Annotated in this window: 18 protein-coding genes, 1 other RNA gene and 4 pseudogenes; 11 read left to right on the forward strand and 12 right to left on the reverse strand. The window is 38.1% G+C overall.

Translation table 11 applies throughout. The features are described from left to right. On the reverse strand, positions 1–218 hold a 218-nt coding region (locus BCAMP_RS13340), incomplete at its 3' end, for a hypothetical protein (protein WP_156921077.1). A 102-nt stretch (positions 219–320) separates the two neighbouring features. Beyond that, on the reverse strand, positions 321–872 hold the full coding sequence (locus BCAMP_RS00835) for a YdeI/OmpD-associated family protein (protein WP_035312936.1): 552 nt from the start codon (positions 870–872) through the stop codon (positions 321–323). 220 nt (positions 873–1,092) lie between these two features. Here BCAMP_RS00835 and BCAMP_RS00840 point away from each other — a divergent pair. The 3 genes and pseudogenes from BCAMP_RS00840 (at position 1,093) to BCAMP_RS00850 (ending at position 6,267) form a co-directional block, all read left to right on the forward strand. Beyond that, a pseudogene (locus BCAMP_RS00840) lies at positions 1,093–4,186 on the forward strand (efflux RND transporter permease subunit). A 168-nt stretch (positions 4,187–4,354) separates the two neighbouring features. Further along, on the forward strand, positions 4,355–5,359 hold the full coding sequence (locus BCAMP_RS12260; RefSeq protein ID WP_051456773.1) for a hypothetical protein: 1,005 nt from the start codon (positions 4,355–4,357) through the stop codon (positions 5,357–5,359). Positions 5,360–5,421: 62 nt separating this feature from the next. Next, complete coding sequence (locus BCAMP_RS00850; protein ID WP_035312938.1) at positions 5,422–6,267, forward strand: LD-carboxypeptidase; 846 nt, start codon at positions 5,422–5,424, stop codon at positions 6,265–6,267. On the opposite strand, the gene BCAMP_RS00855 is transcribed toward BCAMP_RS00850, so the two are convergent. Then, entirely contained in the window at positions 6,257–6,550 is a 294-nt protein-coding gene (locus tag BCAMP_RS00855) for a hypothetical protein (protein ID WP_035312940.1), read from the reverse strand. The genes BCAMP_RS00850 and BCAMP_RS00855 overlap by 11 nt on opposite strands. An 83-nt stretch (positions 6,551–6,633) precedes the next feature. After that, the gene (locus BCAMP_RS00860; protein ID WP_035312942.1) at positions 6,634–6,957 is read right to left on the reverse strand and encodes a helix-turn-helix domain-containing protein; all 324 of its coding nucleotides are present in this window, start codon (positions 6,955–6,957) and stop codon (positions 6,634–6,636) included. Between the two features lie 166 nt (positions 6,958–7,123). Here BCAMP_RS00860 and BCAMP_RS00865 point away from each other — a divergent pair, with 166 nt between their 5' ends. From BCAMP_RS00865 to ssrA, 6 genes and pseudogenes are all read left to right on the forward strand, one after another. After that, the gene (locus tag BCAMP_RS00865) at positions 7,124–7,312 is read left to right on the forward strand and encodes a helix-turn-helix transcriptional regulator (RefSeq protein ID WP_035312945.1); all 189 of its coding nucleotides are present in this window, start codon (positions 7,124–7,126) and stop codon (positions 7,310–7,312) included. A 142-nt stretch (positions 7,313–7,454) separates the two neighbouring features. Next, positions 7,455–7,688, forward strand: coding sequence for a preprotein translocase subunit SecG (gene secG / locus BCAMP_RS00870; RefSeq protein ID WP_035312947.1), 234 nt, complete (start codon positions 7,455–7,457; stop codon positions 7,686–7,688). A 209-nt stretch (positions 7,689–7,897) separates the two neighbouring features. Next, positions 7,898–8,645, forward strand: a pseudogene (locus BCAMP_RS00875) (alpha/beta hydrolase). 25 nt (positions 8,646–8,670) lie between these two features. After that, positions 8,671–11,037, forward strand: a complete 2,367-nt coding sequence (gene rnr / locus BCAMP_RS00880; protein WP_035312950.1) for a ribonuclease R — start codon at positions 8,671–8,673, stop codon at positions 11,035–11,037. Positions 11,038–11,180: 143 nt separating this feature from the next. Continuing rightward, a complete protein-coding gene (gene smpB, locus BCAMP_RS00885) occupies positions 11,181–11,648 on the forward strand; it encodes an SsrA-binding protein SmpB (RefSeq protein ID WP_035312952.1) in 468 nt (155 codons plus the stop codon). A 175-nt stretch (positions 11,649–11,823) separates the two neighbouring features. Next, positions 11,824–12,190: a transfer-messenger RNA gene (gene ssrA / locus BCAMP_RS12920) on the forward strand. A 102-nt stretch (positions 12,191–12,292) separates the two neighbouring features. Here ssrA and BCAMP_RS14945 read toward each other — a convergent pair. The 8 genes and pseudogenes from BCAMP_RS14945 to BCAMP_RS00905 all read right to left on the reverse strand — a co-directional run. Next, a pseudogene (locus BCAMP_RS14945) lies at positions 12,293–12,924 on the reverse strand (site-specific integrase). A gap of 115 nt (positions 12,925–13,039) precedes the next feature. Beyond that, positions 13,040–13,465 (reverse strand): Arm DNA-binding domain-containing protein, encoded by a 426-nt coding sequence (locus tag BCAMP_RS14170; RefSeq protein ID WP_232217872.1) that lies wholly within the window; start codon positions 13,463–13,465, stop codon positions 13,040–13,042. 37 nt (positions 13,466–13,502) lie between these two features. Beyond that, a complete protein-coding gene (locus BCAMP_RS14175; RefSeq protein WP_232217873.1) occupies positions 13,503–14,153 on the reverse strand; it encodes a GIY-YIG nuclease family protein in 651 nt (216 codons plus the stop codon). Continuing rightward, positions 14,098–14,367: a DUF4041 domain-containing protein gene (locus tag BCAMP_RS14180; RefSeq protein WP_051456775.1), complete on the reverse strand. Its 270-nt coding sequence runs from the start codon at positions 14,365–14,367 to the stop codon at positions 14,098–14,100. Before BCAMP_RS14180 ends, BCAMP_RS14175 begins: the two co-directional genes overlap by 56 nt. A 211-nt stretch (positions 14,368–14,578) precedes the next feature. Further along, positions 14,579–14,743 carry a hypothetical protein gene (locus tag BCAMP_RS14185; RefSeq protein ID WP_232217874.1) on the reverse strand — a complete coding sequence of 55 codons (165 nt, stop codon included), beginning with the start codon at positions 14,741–14,743 and terminating at the stop codon, positions 14,579–14,581. Beyond that, on the reverse strand, positions 14,724–14,861 hold the full coding sequence (locus BCAMP_RS13665; RefSeq protein WP_198015661.1) for a hypothetical protein: 138 nt from the start codon (positions 14,859–14,861) through the stop codon (positions 14,724–14,726). The genes BCAMP_RS14185 and BCAMP_RS13665 overlap by 20 nt, the downstream gene beginning before the upstream one ends. A gap of 16 nt (positions 14,862–14,877) precedes the next feature. Next, positions 14,878–15,330 carry an ImmA/IrrE family metallo-endopeptidase gene (locus BCAMP_RS12280; RefSeq protein ID WP_051456777.1) on the reverse strand — a complete coding sequence of 151 codons (453 nt, stop codon included), beginning with the start codon at positions 15,328–15,330 and terminating at the stop codon, positions 14,878–14,880. 9 nt (positions 15,331–15,339) lie between these two features. Next, a pseudogene (locus BCAMP_RS00905) lies at positions 15,340–15,696 on the reverse strand (helix-turn-helix domain-containing protein); the annotation flags it as partial. A 445-nt stretch (positions 15,697–16,141) separates the two neighbouring features. Between BCAMP_RS00905 and BCAMP_RS00910 the strand changes: the two are divergent. Beyond that, entirely contained in the window at positions 16,142–16,477 is a 336-nt protein-coding gene (locus BCAMP_RS00910) for a DUF771 domain-containing protein (protein WP_232217875.1), read from the forward strand. A gap of 18 nt (positions 16,478–16,495) precedes the next feature. Beyond that, positions 16,496–16,669: a hypothetical protein gene (locus tag BCAMP_RS13345; RefSeq protein WP_156921078.1), complete on the forward strand. Its 174-nt coding sequence runs from the start codon at positions 16,496–16,498 to the stop codon at positions 16,667–16,669. Positions 16,670–16,684: the final 15 nt, after the last annotated feature.

Consider the following 16,684-nt stretch of genomic DNA (forward strand, 5'->3'; position numbering starts at 1 on the left):
TCTAAAAGGCAGCGACGGGAAATAGTCGCAGACCTTTTATCTTCCAATATCTTCGAAGTTGAACGAGCTGCTGTCACTTTTGTTCTTCCAGTTCCATCAGCTAACTTCTGGGATATTTCAGCTAAAACGCAGCGACGGGAAATAGTCGCAGACCTTTTATCTTCCAATATCTTCGAAGTTGAACGAGCTGCTGTCACTTTTGTTTCTTCCAGTTCCATCAGCTAACTTCTGGGATATTTCAGCTAAAAGGCAGCGACGGGAAATAGTCGCAGACCTTTTATCTTCCAATATCTTCGAAGTTGAACGAGCTACTGTCACTTTCAGTTCAACCGGCCATCATCATTCCACTGGCCATACATTTTATTTAAACGGGTATTCTCGATTAGTTTATCCAAGCGCTTACTAAAGAGTGCTTGATCATGTTGATAACTTTGTATGGTATCGACACGAATACATTGATAAAGTGAGGGGAATTGACAAAAGTTAGCGTAGACGAGTGGGTCAGCTTGTAGGGCAGCTGAAATAGTAGGGTGGATGACAAAGTCATTCATTGCAGGAAGAACGCGGCGTCCAGCATCAGTCATTAAACCTTCACGTTCAAGCCGACGCACACGGGCTTTATTAAGTTCGGTCCAGTTGCTGCGTTTAGCACGTGGTGAAAGTCGTTGCATAAGCTGTCCTTCGGCGTTTTTCTTTTTTACGCCGTCAATCCACCCAAAACAGAGGGCTTCTTCGACAACATCGAGGTAAAAAAGAATATTAGGCTGAGGTTTGATAGTAATTGTGAGCCAACAAGCGCTCTCAGTTTGATAATTACATTCGAACCAAGTGCGTAACTCCTTGCGATTTGTTAGTGATAAGGTGTTTATCATTTAGATGCTCCTTTAGTAGTTTGTTAGTTAGTTCGTTAGTTATAGAATAACAGAGACGGTCTCGCCGTTCAATTGAGCCATATACTGAACAGAAAACGTTATTTTGTTCATCATCGTCTGATTCGCTCCGTATGAGGTGCAATCGACAAGTTGGAATGCTATATTAAAGGTGAAGCGACGTTTTTTCGCGTGGAAGAATACATATAAAAGGGAGAAAATCATGAAAAGTATTGTAAACTTTGTGTTACGTAACAAACTAGCGATTTGGATAATGACAATTATTATCGCGAGTGCGGGAATTTATTCCGGCGTTAAAATGAAAATGGAGACACTACCTGATATTTCTGTGCCAATTATTTCAGTGGCGACAACGTATCCAGGGGCAACGCCAGAACAGGTGGCCAATGATGTATCGATTCCGATTGAGAATGCGGTGGAGTCACTCAAGAGTGTCAAAACGGTCACTTCAACTTCATATCAAAACATGTCATCATTACAGATTGAGTATAAGTATGGCATCGATATGAAAGTGGCGCAAGATAACGTCAAAGAAGTGATTGAAAAAATCACCTTCCCTGATACGGTCGACAAGCCGATCATCGATCGTGTCTCAATCAACGCTTTCCCGGTAATTGCCTTAAGTGTCTCGAACGACAAACAATCAATTGCAGAATTAACCGACACAGTCGAAAATAACATCGTGACGGATATTCAAGGGATTGATGGTGTTGGTTCAGCCGCAGCGAGTGGTCAACAAATTGATAAGGTGAAACTTACGTATGATGAAGCAAAACTGAAGTCATATGGTTTAACGGAAGAGGCGATTGCCCAAATCATTCAAGCAACCGATTTGAAAATGCCGCTTGGACTGTTCAACTTTGAAAAGTCACAAGAATCAGTCGCTGTTGATGGTAAAGCAACAACGGTTAAGGAACTAGAAAATCTGCTTATTCCACTTACGATTACGGATCCAGCACAAGCCGCAGCAGCTGCAGCGGCCGGTGTTCCAGCGAGCATTAAATTAAAAGACGTTGCAACGATTGAAAAAGTCGGTGTTGTCGAATCTGTCTCACGCACAAATGGTAAAGAAGCGATAGCCATTCAAGTTGTTAAAGGCCAAGATGCCAATACGGTGGATGTTGTTAACGCTGTTAAAGACAAGTTAAAAACATACGAAGACCGTTACGATGTCACAATCGATACAACCCTAGATCAAGGGCAACCGATTGAAGCATCAGTGAAAACAATGTTCGATAAAGCATTGTTCGGTGCACTATTCGCCGTCTTAATCATCTTACTATTCTTACGTAACTTCCGTTCAACGATTATTTCAATTGTATCCATTCCGATGTCGTTATTAATGGGTATTATTGTCTTGAAACAAATGGATATTACCTTAAACATGATGACCTTAGGTGCCATGACCGTTGCGATTGGTCGCGTAATTGATGACTCGATTGTCGTGGTCGAAAACATCTATCGTCGGATGCATTTACCGGATGAGAAATTAAAAGGCAAGGCACTCATTCGCGAAGCAACACTTGAGATGTTCCGGCCAATTGTGTCTTCAACCTTAGTAACCGTAGCTGTCTTTGTACCGCTTGGTTTAGTCGGTGGCATGGTCGGAGAAATCTTCCTGCCATTTGCTTTAACGGTGGCATTTGCGTTAATTGGCTCGTTAATTATTGCGGTTACAATTGTACCGGTGTTATCACATTCACTATTTAAAAAACAAATTAATAACCCGACGAAGGTTATTAAGAAACAAACTGAAGAGCATGGTAAGATGGCAGTCGGTTATACCCGTATTTTAAAGTGGGTGCTTAATCATAAATGGATTACATCGATGGCAACGCTCATCGTTTTAATTGGTAGCCTCTGTTTAACACCACTCGTTGGTTTTAGTTTCATGCCTGACGATGAACAAAAATTAATGTATGTGACATACACTCCAAAAGCGGGTCAAACCGAAAAAGACATCGCTAAAGATGTTGAAAAAGTTGAACAGTTATTTATGGAACGGAAAGATGTTAAGATGACACAATTATCAACTGGTGGTGCTAACCCGATGATGGGTGGTTCGGGTAACGGTTCGTTAATGTATGTCACCTTTGACAGTGACACGAAAAACTTTGAAGCAGTGAAAGAAAAAGTTATGAACAAAATTATGGGCTTGAAACAAGCTGGCGAATGGAAATCTCAAGATTTCAGTATGACGTCGAACAGTGAATTAAGCTATTCTGTTTATGGAAACAGCGAAAAAGATTTGAAAGCAACTGTTAAAAAAAATAGAAGCGATCATGTCTAAACGTGATGATATGAACAATGTGTCATCGAGTTTAACTGAAACGTACGAAGAGCATACGTTGAAAATTGATGGCGAGAAAGTGGCAGCAGCCGGTTTATCAACCGCTCAAATTAGCCAAGCCATCAACCCGAATAAAAAAGCAACCGTCTTAACAACGATTAAAAAAGACGATAAAGATATCGATGTTGAGGTTCAAAGCAGCGTCAAAGCACCAAAAGAGTTTGACGATGTCTTGAAACAAACGATTAAGACACCGACTGGTGAAGCGATTGCTTTGTCGAAACTTGTGAAAGTCGAGAATGGCACAACAGCGAACTCAGTGAGCCGTAGTCAAGGTAAGGTGTATGCAACCGTGTCGGGTAAAGTGACCGATAAAGATATTTCGAAAGCATCATCAGCAGTACAAGCAAAAGTTGATAAAATTGACACACCTAAATCAGTTACAATTGATACTGGTGGTGTGACTGAGGATATGAATAGTGCCTTTAGTCAACTGGGCTTAGCGATGGTTGCGGCAATTGCGTTAGTCTATCTTATCCTTGTTATTACCTTCGGTGAGGGACTTGCGCCACTTGCAATCTTATTCTCGTTACCAGTGACAGTAATTGGTTCGATTATTGCCTTATTGATTGCGAATGAGCCGATTGATGTCTCAACAATGATTGGTTTACTGATGTTGATCGGAATCGTTGTAACAAATGCAATTGTACTTGTCGACCGGATTATTCATAAAGAGCATGAAGGATTAGAGATGCGCGAAGCCATCATTGAAGCGGGGGCAACACGTTTACGTCCAATCCTAATGACAGCTCTTGCAACCATTGGTGCGTTGATCCCGTTAGCGATTGGTGCTGAAGGTAGTGGCTTGATCTCGAAAGGCTTAGGGATTACGGTTATTGGTGGATTGATTAGTTCAACTGCCTTAACATTAGTGATTGTTCCTCTGATGTATGAATTACTTTCCAAATTATTGAAGAAAAAACGTAATGTAATTGTTGATGATTAAAAACGACAGTTGACATTAAAAAGGCAGTCCTCAATAGAGGACTGTTTTTTTATATAAAAAACAAAAATAAGTATTTTTTATTAATGAAAAGGGTATTGACTAAAGACATGCAATAAGAGGAAGCAAAAGACTGTCATTATGCACTTCAGGTAAAAAAGGGGAGATGAGATGCCAACACGTGCAGATTATCATGAACAAAAGAAACAGCAGGCAAAAAAGCGAACGGTTAAAAAAAGTGTGATTGCAATTGGGATATTTGTAATAGCTCTGGGCATATATGTTGGTAGTTTACAGTATCAAGCACAGGTGGCAGCAAAGGAAGAACGGGCTGCTAAATTAGCTGAGGCAAACAGCACAACAGGTCGTGCACGTATTGCCCAAACGGCGGTTAAATCACTATATGTTGCTGAAAATAGTTCGTTTTTAAACGAAGATATTTCGTTAGAAAAAATTAAAAGTGTTCAAAAAAAAGTGGCACGCGTACACCAAAAAGATTTACGTACGCAATTGAATGAAATTGTAACGGCCGTAACAAAAATGTACGCCCTACAAAGCGAGCTGAATGTTCAGTTTACGAATCCAGCTATAAGCGGTGATGAAGTGATTCCATCTGATGAAATCGTTATTGCCCAATCTACAAAAATGAAGACACTAGTGAAATTGAATGAAACACTTGCTGACTTTACCAATACACAGTGGCATACAGAGATGATGACGGTTGTCGGAGTCGGAATGAAACAAGCCCGTGCAACAGAACAACTAGAGGAAACACTTGAAAATGAAACGGAGTTAGTAAGTTTATCTGAGCGACGAAAAAACTATGAAGAGGCGTTAAATTTGTTAGAACAAATCAAAAATAAAGCCATCCGCCAAACCTATCATATAGAATTAGTTAAACTTAATAAACGACTAGTGATGGATGAAGAACAGGAACGTTTAAGAATTGCCGAGGAAGAACGTTTGGCAGCGGAAGAATCTGCTCGACAGGTAGCAATGGACAAGGCTGCGAGTGAGGCAGCCAAACAAGCAGCAGCAGAAAAAGCATCGAGTGAGGCAGCCAAACAAGCAGCAGCAGAAAAAGCGTCGAGTGAGGCAGCCAAACAAGCAGCAGAAAAAGCATCGAGTGAGGCCACCAAAAACGAGACGAAGGAAGCGTCCAAACCTAAACAATAATTCGGATTAACTATATGTAAAGGATAGTGTATGATGAAAGTAAAGAAAAGAGGTGTGAAGCGGTGTTGAAAAACGGTGATACTATCGGTCTAATTGCTTGTTCAAATGGTCGTCCGCGTGCATCTGAAATAAAGCTAAAGCAAATCGAGCAGTTTCTGGCTGATTTGGGTATTCAAACAGTTAGAGCGGCAACACTTTTCGCTTGTGAAGGCCAGGCCAGCGGCACAGCGCATCAACGTGCGGTTGAACTTGCTAAATTATATCAGGATGACAAAATTAAACTGATTTTTGATATCTCAGGTGGCGATTTAGCGAATCAAGTGCTGCCCTTTATTGATTTTGACATTATAAAACAAACAAAAAAACCACTCGTTGGATTGAGTGATTTAACGACCTTGTTAAATGCGATTTGGCAAAAAACAGCTGTGGCAGGTTACTATTTCCAATTGATGACCTTAGCGGGTTCGTCCGCTGCCACTCAACAACAGCAGTTTATTAAACAGTTTATGTCTAATGGATCGTTGCCTAGCTATCATTTTGTTCGTAATGAACAAACTTTTTCGGGCATTGTTTATGGTGGCAACATCCGGTGTTTGCTGAAATTAGCAGGGACATCGTATTGGCCAAAGGTAAACAAAGGGGTGTTATTGTTAGAAGGGTTATCGGGTAATTATGAACGCAACGCGACCTATGTGGCTCAGTTGGCCCAGTTAAATGTGTTTAATAACTGTGTCGGTGTGGTATTAGGTACCTTTAGTGAGTTAGATAAGACTGGGAGTCAACAAATCGAGCAACTGCTAGCGGATGTATTACCACCGGGTATTCCACTAGTGCGTACGGCGGCAATCGGACATGGCGATGAGGCAGGCGTTTTGCCAATTGGTCATGAGGTCACCTTTAAAAGCTAGCGGAAATATGATGCGCTTCATCAGTAAATAGTTCGAGTTTAATGTAGGGATTCAAGTCGTATTCGACCATTAACCAAGAACGAATCGCCTGAATAATCATGACGTTATCTAGAAAACAAAGCAGTTTGTTTTGGAGGTATACACGAGCTTCAAATGACTGTGACTGTTTAGAGTGTTGCAGTTGTGTGGTTAATAATTGACTATTGAGTTGGCAATCGTATGAGATTGAAGCGTTAATCGCTTCAATGATCATCGCGGTTGTCATTTTTTGTTTATGTGGCATTATAAGGCACTTCCTTTATGTTAACTATAAAGTAATTATAGTTAAGGAAGATGTGAAACAACTGAAAATAACGAGAAGATTACTTAAGAATTTTCATCTTTTTTAATAATCTCCCAAATGTCTTTTAATTTTTGCAAATCCTCTGGTGCTGCTTCGGGCAGTTTTTTATACCAGTCGAGTAGACCTATTTCATTTAGCTGACTCATCTGTGGTGGAATACTGACATAACCAATTAAATAATCGACCGAAACAGCAAAAAAGTCCGCTAATTTAATGAGCATTTCCTTATCAGGTGTTCTTTGACCTGATTCATACATTGCATAAGTTGTTCGTGCGATGCCAAGAGCAGTCGCAACATCGATTTGGCGGATGTTTTTTTGATGACGTAATTTCTTCAAAGTATCCATGTTTCACTCCTTCAATTGACGTCACTAAATGTGTCGTTCTTCCTTTATTATAACGTCTTATAATAAGTTGGTAAAATAATCATCGTTATTTTCGTTATAGTTGACAGAGCTGTGTAAAAAAGGCTATAGTTTCAGTACACGTAACGTGACTTTTTGGAGGTGCGACATGAGAAAATGGTTAGTCGTTATTCGTAAGGGAAAGAAATTGACACAAGAGAATGTTGCTCGCGAAACAGGGATTTCAAGGACGGCCTATGCAATGTATGAATACGGTCAGCGGAACCCGACTGTCAAGACCGCAAAAAAAGTAGCTACAATTTTAGGCTTTGATTGGACACGATTTTTTGATGATTGATGTTACGTAATGTGTCTTTTGTGATTCAGAGTGAGCGTGTTGAAACAAGGTGAAAAGAAAACGCTTAGCACATGTCATTAACTAGCATAGGTAGTCATTTCATGTTATACTAAAGGCACATATATTGTTTTGGAGGATTATTATGCATACTTTATTAATAGTGTTGTTAATTATTACCTGTGTATTATTAGTTACTGCTGTTGTTTTGCAACCAAGTAAAGATGCCGGTTTATCAGGTGCACTTACGGGTGGCGCAGAGCAATTATTCGGTAAAAAGAAAGTGCGTGGTGTTGAACTTGTGTTACATCGTGCAACAGTAATCCTTTCTATCGTTTTCTTTGTATTAGTTATTTTACTAAGTTTTTTTGTGAAATAAGTAACAAATTAAGGCTGTATGACAACTTCTTGTTTACAACAAGCGGGATGTATCATCTGGATAATTAGCAAAAAAAGATCATTCCAACGGTACGAGTGCGGCTGTTTAGAAACAGAAACGAAGCGATAATCGCTTAAGCATCTGCATAAGGCAGATGCTTTTTGTTTATCAACTTTTAAACTCACCACAGATAAGGACGTGAACACCAAATGAAACTTCGTCAAGCAGAACCGTTTTATTTTAAAAAAAGGCCCGAAAGCCTGTTTGCTTTTACATGGTTTTACCGGTAATACAACCGATGTGCGGATGCTCGGTCGTTTTCTTGAAAATGAGAATATAACGAGCTATGCCCCGTTGTACAAAGGTCATGGACTGGAGCCGGAAATGTTACTTGAAACAACACCCGCTGATTGGTGGCAATCGGCCGTCGATGGCTATGATTTTTTAAAAAAAGAAGGATTTGACGAGATTGTTGTGATGGGCTTATCGCTCGGTGGGGCTTTTTCGTTGAAACTAGGCTATAGCAAGCCTGTTAAAGGGATAGTGACCATGGCTGCACCAGCCAAAGTTGATGGTGATTCGCCAATTATTGCCGGTTTTAGTCGCTTTGCGGCTAACTATAAAAAGTATGAAGGCAAGGATGAGGCACAAATTGCCCGCGAAATGGCACGGTTTGACTCGGCGTCATTTGAAACAATTACAAAGTTAGCTGCTGAGATACAAACAATTCGTCAAAACATTGACATGATTTATGCGCCCATCTTAGTTACACAAGGGGAGCAAGATAAGATGGTTGCAGCTGAAAATGCCAAGTATATATATAACCACGTTGAATCGGTTCAAAAAGAACTCAAATGGTACCCACAGTCGGGCCATATTTTGACGCTGGATAAAGAAAGAAATCAATTACATCAAGACATTCTTACTTTTATAGAAAGTTTGGACTGGAGTAATTAACAACAATGATAAGGAGGTGTTGTGCATGTTATCACAATCACAATACAAAGATGAGGTAATCGCTTTTCTACAAGAACAAGAGGAAACAACAGTGACGTTAGAAGAGATTGAAAAAGGGCTACAATTAACAGAGGCAGATGAGTTTAAAGTACTTGTTAAAGCACTCGTACAACTCGAAGAAAAAGGCAAGGTTATTCGTAACAAACGCAATCGTTACGGCTTACCAGAAAAAATGAATCATATGACAGGTCGCTTCCAGGCGCATGAAAAAGGCTTTGGTTTCGTTATTCCTGAAGATAAAAGTTTAGATGATGTCTTTATTCCACCGCGGATGACAAACAATGCGATGAATGGTGACACCGTTATGGCTGAAATCATTCAATCAAAACGCAATGATTCACGTCAAGAAGGTATGGTTATTAAAATCATCGAACGTGGCACGGCGACGTTGGTCGGAACGTACAGTGAAAAAATGAATGGTGATGCGTTTGTGACACCAGATGATAAAAAATTGAACTTTCAAGTGGAAATTATTACTGAAGGCAGTGTACAAGCAGTGGAAGGCCATAAAGTTGTTGTGACGATTAAAGACTACCCACAGGCGAACCAACCAGCCAAAGGTTACATAACGAGCGTAATCGGTCATAAAAATGATCCGGGGGTTGATATTTTATCAATCGTGCATGGCTTAGAAATTGATATCGAATTCCCAGAGGATGTGTTGGCAGAAGCTAACGACGTACCTGATGAAATCGAAGAATCGACAATTGGTACGCGTCGTGATTTGCGTGCTGAAATGTTAATTACAATTGATGGCGAGTCAGCGAAGGATTTAGATGATGCGGTTAGCGTGAAACAATTACCGAATGGTAACTTTGAGTTAGGCGTGCATATTGCCGATGTTAGTCATTATGTGACTGAAGGTTCAGCGCTCGATCGCGAAGCCGCTGATCGAGGCACAAGCGTCTACTTGGTCGATCGTGTTATTCCAATGATTCCACACCGCTTATCAAATGGTATTTGTTCATTGAATCCGCGTCAAGATCGCTTTACGCTATCATGTACGATGGAGCTTGATGCCAATGGTGCGGTGGTTAGCCATGATATTTTTGAAAGTGTGATTAATACAACCGAACGAATGACCTACACGGGTGTTAACCAAATTTTAACCGATCATGATGTGGCTGTGCGCGAACAATTTGCGACCGTTGTGCCAATGGTTGAAATGATGGGAAAAGTGGCGCAATTATTACGTCACCGTCGTGATGTGCGTGGTGCCGTTGATTTTGATATTAGCGAAGCTGGTGTCTTGGTTGATGAGGCGGGGCATCCAACCGATGTGGTACTACGAACACGTGGTGTTGGTGAAAAAATGATTGAAGAATTTATGTTGGCGGCCAACGAAACAGTGGCGGAACATTTCAATAACATGCACGTGCCATTTATTTATCGTGTGCATGAGGAACCGAAAGAAGACCGTTTACAAACATTCTTCGAATTTATTACCAACTTTGGTTTGACTGTAAAAAGCACGAAGGATGGTTTGAAACCGAGCATGTTGCAAGAAATACTTGCAAAAGTGAAGGGGAAACCAGAAGAATTGGTTGTTTCAACTGTGATGTTACGTTCAATGCAACAAGCACGTTACGATACACATAGCCTCGGCCACTTTGGTTTATCGACTGACTTTTACACACATTTCACCTCGCCAATTCGTCGTTACCCCGATTTAATTGTGCATCGTTTAATTCGTTCGTATTTAATCAATCACAAAACAGATGAGGCAGCGCTAACGCACTGGAACACTGAATTACCTGAGATTGCGGATCATACATCGAAACGTGAACGTCGTGCGATTCAAGCAGAACGTGCAACGGATGAATTGAAGAAAACCGAGTTTATGCTTGATAAAGTGGGCGAAACATTTAAAGGCGTTATCAGTTCAGCGACTAACTTTGGGTTGTTTGTTTCACTTGAAAACACAATTGAAGGCTTAGTTCATATCAGTGCCCTTAAAGGCGATTACTATAACTTTAATCCGCAACAATTCTCATTAATCGGTGAACGTACAGGTAAAACATACCGCATCGGTGATGAAATTATGGTTAAAGTTGAAAAAGTCGATGTCGATGCACGTAAAATCGACTTTTCAGTAGCGCAACCGGGTCCAGCAGTCGTGGTTGACCTTGAAGAACTGCCTAAAACAGAACGACGTGAATATACCAAAGGCAAAAAAGTGCCAAAAGCACTTAATATGAAAGGTTATGCACCGAAAGGCTCTAAAGGGGATAAAGATAAACCCCAGTATGGTAAAGGCAAAGGTGGCGGCCAAAGCAACAATAATAATCATAAAAAAGCGAAAAAACCATTTTACCAAAAATATTCGAAGTAAAAATAAAAGCGAAGACAACTGGTCAGCAGCGCAACACTTGGAAGGCGAGCACGCCGTGACGTGAGTCACAAGTGATTGCGTGAAAGAGTCAGCTGTTAGTTGAAAACAAAGAAACATTCATCAGAGTGAGAGGGTGACAACAGATGCCAAAAGGTGCAGGTAAACAAATTGCAGGCAATAAAAAAGCGTACCACGATTATTTTATCGAAGAAACGTATGAAGCAGGCATTGTTTTGCAAGGAACTGAAATTAAATCGGTTCGTAATGGCCGCATTAACTTAAAAGATGGCTATGCGCAAATTCGCAAGGGTGAAATTTTCTTGTACAACGTGCATATTAGTCCGTATGAACAAGGAAACCGCTACAACCATGAACCGTTACGTGTGCGTAAATTATTACTTCATCGTAAGCAAATCGACCAATTAATTGGTGATACGAAGGAATCAGGTTACTCTTTGATCCCTGTGAAAATGTATCTTAAAAACGGCTTTTTAAAAGTTGTTATCGGTTTAGCACGCGGTAAAAAGAAGTATGATAAACGCCAAGACTTAAAACAAAAAGAAGCGAAGCGCGATATTCAACGTGCTTTCCGTGATAATCAAAAATACTAGTTGATTTTTGATGGGTAACTTGTTATAATTAGCGTATTGGTGCCAAACCAATTGTGATGACGTGCACGCAAAAACAACGTCAAGGGAGTATGTTGCCGGATTGTAACTGCTCCCACTTTTTATATCTACAATTAAGCTTTTTCGGCTTATTCCCGGAAGCTAACCTCTTTATAGAGGGGACGTTACGGATTCGACAGGCATAGTTCGAGCTTGGATGGCATGTCAGAGGGATCGTCTCTGTCAAAACGTCACAGCCAATAATAACTGGCAAAACTAACAACAACTTTGCAGTAGCTGCGTAAGTAGTTAACTAGCAAGATCCTCCTTCCATCGCCCATGTGGTAAGATCAGGGTCTCAAATTAAGTGGGATACGCTCGATTGTTTCCGTCTGGAGCATGACAGAAGAGATTAATCAGACTAGCCTTTAGAAAGCCTGTTTACCGGCTGCCTATTTGGCGAAATTCTAATAGGTAGACTAAGCGTGTAGAAATTCAAGTGCCGATATGTCTGGACGCGGGTTCGACTCCCGCCGTCTCCATTTCAGTGTTAAACCTGTATGGAAATGCACAATAAAAAAAGAGCTTAAACGTTGATATAATAGCGTTTAAGTTCTTTTTTTGTTCTTGAGAGATTAACTTGTAAATCATTGTTTTATTATTTTTGGTACATTATCGGTACACTCTAATTCGCGTGTTTGTTGATAGAGATTATCCATGACTTGGTCAACTTTAGATGATTCACGTTGCTCAAGTTCATCAAGAATATGACCATAAGTTTGTAATGTAGTAACAATATCGGTGTGACCTAATCTTCGTGAAACATACTTGATGTTTATTTCACGATACAACAGAATGGAAGCGTGAGTGTGACGTAATGCATGGAAAGTAATCGAATTTATTTTTAGTTCAGCGCAGGCTGCTCTTAGAACTTTGTTGACAGCAGTGTTTGAATTTATGGTTGCATTTGCATCTATAAACACCAGGTTCTTGCTGTTTTTTCTTTTTTTAGTTTTGTTTGTTGGTAAACAAGTAGCTCTTTTAAAAAAGAGAGAGTGAAAGGATCTACAGAAATAGTTCTCATTGAACCATCATTTTTTGTTGGCAAAAAATCAAGCGTTCGTTGATAATCAAAGGTTTTATTGATTTTAATCGTTTGTTGTTTAAAGTCAACACAATCCCAGGTAAGACCCACCACTTCTGAAAAACGACAACCAGTGGCGATACCGAATAAAATCATATACCGCGAAGGATAACGTGGATTAAGATTATCTTGCATATTGTTAGATAATTTTAGGAGTTCATTCTCGTGTAAAAATTTAAGACTTTCGTCTTTGTTTTTAACTTGGCCAACAACCTTAACACGATAGGTAGGGTCTTTAAAGATAACACCGTCATTTAATGCATCCTGTAAACAGGCGCGTGTATAGGTGTGGATTTTTTTTTACAGTAGCAGTTGCATGTGTTGCTCCATAATCATTTAAAAATTCTTGATAGAGATGACGATCGATATCTTTTAACTTTGTGGCCTTAAAAAAACGTTCCGCTGTATTGATACTAATTTCAATGTCGCGATCATTCTTCCAACTTAATTTTCCTTTACGGAAAAGCGTGTACCAATTAGTGAAATATTGAACGAAAGGAATTTCACCAGCTGTTAAAGAATTACCTCGACTTAATTGTTGTTCTAATTCAGTGGCAGCGATTTGTGCTTCTGACTTTGTTCTAAACCCATTGACACTTTTTGTTTTACGAACGCCTCCTATATAAAAAGAAATCCGGAATTGCCATCCGGATTTTAATTTTTTGTAACTAGCCATATTCAGCCTCCTATTTAAATGTTAAGTGAAAAGTAAATTATAAAGTGGATTCTTTTATTAAACTTTCTCTATATTCTTGCGCTTCAGCCATCTTTTCAAAATCAATAGTCAAATTTTTATGAGAAACTAAAACTTCTTCTATATCTTCAATAGAAACTTTAAAGAATTCTTTTCTATTATTAACCTTGTTAATTCTATGTGCTGAGAAATGTTGATGTAGTTGTGATTCTAATGTATAGGCGTCATAACTAAATATTAGTGCGTGAACATCAAATTTAAATGGAACTGATGCACTGCTCAATTCATTGATTCGCTCAAGTGGTTCGAGTCGTCGAGTTACACCTATTTTTACAACATCATTTCCGAAGGAACCAATATTACTTATAATGTAGACGTATCCAGCTCTAGCATTAGATTCTCTATAATCCAAATCTTCTTTTTCTTCTTGATATTTATCTACCTTTTTTTGTAAAATATCTATTTCAATTGTTAAGGCATTACGTTCTTCCTCAGTAGATGAAGTTGTGATTTTTTCTTTCAACTCATTAATCATATTTTCAAAATGTGATATTTCTTTATTTAACACTTTTCTTTTTGATGCTATCTCCTTTTGAAGTGCTTTTTCCTCACGTTCAACTTCTCTTTGTGCTCGCAACTCTTCTTTTTCCTCTTGCTTTTTTTTGTTCATACTCGTATGCTAACTGAAGTTCTTCAGTTTTTAAATGTAAATAGTATTCAGTAAGTTCTATTTGATTATAACTATTCATTTTATTTAATTGCTCAAATGATTTTATGATTCTTTTTTTTATTTGTATGAAATTTGAATACCTAACTTTATTTATAGCTGCTTCGCATTCATTGTTAAAGGCTCTTATTAAAAATTTAATTTGTTTTTTTGTCATTGCTTGTCCCTTAGAAAGACTATTATTCAATAACATTTGATGGATAATAACTACAGCTTCATTATTTTTAACTGTTAATTTCTGTTTGTTTCTTAATTGTAATAAGCGATTTTTATAGGAAATTGAACTTGCTAAATTATATTGAGGTGTATAAAAACCAAAACTTTCAGCTTGGATTTGTTCTCCAATGGAAACAATTTCTTTTTGAAGTTCAATTTTTTTTTACATTTAGTTCGTCGACAATTGCGGTTAAATCTTGCTCTTTTTTTTCAGCATCTTCTATTATCTTTTTTCGAATCATTTCATTTTCAGCAACTATCTCATTTTTGATTTCTAGAATAAGATCGTTTTTATTATTAAGTTTTTTTTTCAGCAATGCCCAATAAATCATTTTTTTTAGATATATCATGTTTGAGAGATTCCAAAGATTCTTTATCACGAGTTATTGTTTTCTTTAAGTTCATATAATCTTTAATATCACTAAAAAAACTCATTTAATAGCCTCCAATTTTAACTATATATTTTTTCAATATACCCAATCATTTCATTGGGTATACCATAACTTGAAAATAATTCGTAAGGGTCTGAATAGGAATTCAGATCTTTTTTGTATAACAAAAAATAAGTGGCAAATAAATTAGCTTCCAATTCGAATTTACCCGGAGCATTGAACGTTTCTTTTTCAATAAACATTCGGCTTATTCCCTCGTGCAATAAGCAATGCCCTAATTCATGTGCGCAAATGAATTTCAATGAATCGGTATCGGTATTGGCATCAAGTAAAATAGTTGTTTCAGTGAGGTTACTATTATCAATTGCCAGTCGCATCCCTTTTATAGTTCCAGGTAATGGAACATATTCAACTTTCACACCTAAAAAATCACAGACATCGAATGGATCGGTACTGATATTATCAGCAATATCATAGACGATGTCTAATATTCTTTCATTTACCCAAGCCATAGATCACGCTCATTTCTTTTCGATTTGATTGTCTTTAGCTTCTTTCATGCGTTTCCAAAATACGCCAATTACAATGTCGTTTAACTGTTTCTTTTCTTCTTCAGTAAGTTTGATGTCGCCATAGTACATTTCTTGCTGATTATCCAAAAACTTTTTTAAATCTAATTTATCTTGTTCATTAGCCCAGTCAGGAACAGAAAGATTACTCAAACCTAAAAGGTGGTCTACTGAAACGTCATAGAGAACTGCAATATCGGAAATCATATCTGTATCAGGTTTCCGATAGTTACGTTCATATCCGGACAAAGCACCGGCAGTAATGCCTAGTTTTTCAGCAGCATCTTTTTGAGTTAAATTTGTACGTTCTCTAGCTTTTTTTTAATTCTCTTCCTAAATCGCTCATTGTAAGCACCTCGTTAACTTGATACTAAAATAGTAACATGATATAAACAATATGTTTAGTTTTATTAACGAATCGTTTACTTTTGCCCTAAAAAACCTTGACTAAACGAATCGTTTATTTTATAGTGTAATTAAGTAAACGAATTGTTTATTAATAGGAGGCCAAAATGAAGATTTATGAAAAGATAGAAATGATTAGAATAGAAAAAAGAATTTCTAAAAAAAAGTATTGCAGAAGCATTTGGATTCACAGCACCATGGTATTCAAAGATATCTAACGGAGAAATAAATATTAAAGCGGACGATATACAAAAGTTTGCTGAGATATTAGAAGTTGAAAGTAATATTTTTTTTTGATCAAAGATAAGCGAATCGTTTACAAAAGTGGGTTGGAATAGGAGGAGTTAGTTTGATAGATACATATAAAAGCTTAGAAGTGAAATCTGTGTTTCAGATTCCAGATGGGATGGTGTTGGTTGCTGAAGCTGAACTTTATCAGTTAGAAGAAAGTAGTTTGTTAGGGAAAACCTGGACCATGAAAGATTTAGAAAAACGTGTTCAAAGACAATCCAAATGGATAAAAGAAAACATTTTGGAAAAACCTTTGTTTAAAAAATATCTCGATGTTGAAAATGGCGGGTGTGTATTTTATCCGACACCTGGAACAGGTGAAAAATGGTCGTTTCAAGCAAAAGGGATGGCTGATTTTTTAGATCAGCATTTTTCGGAAATCTATTCCAGATAATAAAAGGAGGTGAGGACAATGCCTATTATTTGGTATGCAGGATTATACACATTAGGAGCAATGATAGTAGCTCGTATGATTTATATCATAGTTATTCAAGATTTGATTGAGAATAAAGGGTCGAAAGTACGTTTCGAGAGGATTATGCAAGAGATTGAACTAGAAAGAACTTATCTTAAAAAAAGACAATAAAAAACGCCGCTTTAC

Source organism: Brochothrix campestris FSL F6-1037 (assembly GCF_000525915.1).
GTDB classification, from domain to species: domain Bacteria; phylum Bacillota; class Bacilli; order Lactobacillales; family Listeriaceae; genus Brochothrix; species Brochothrix campestris.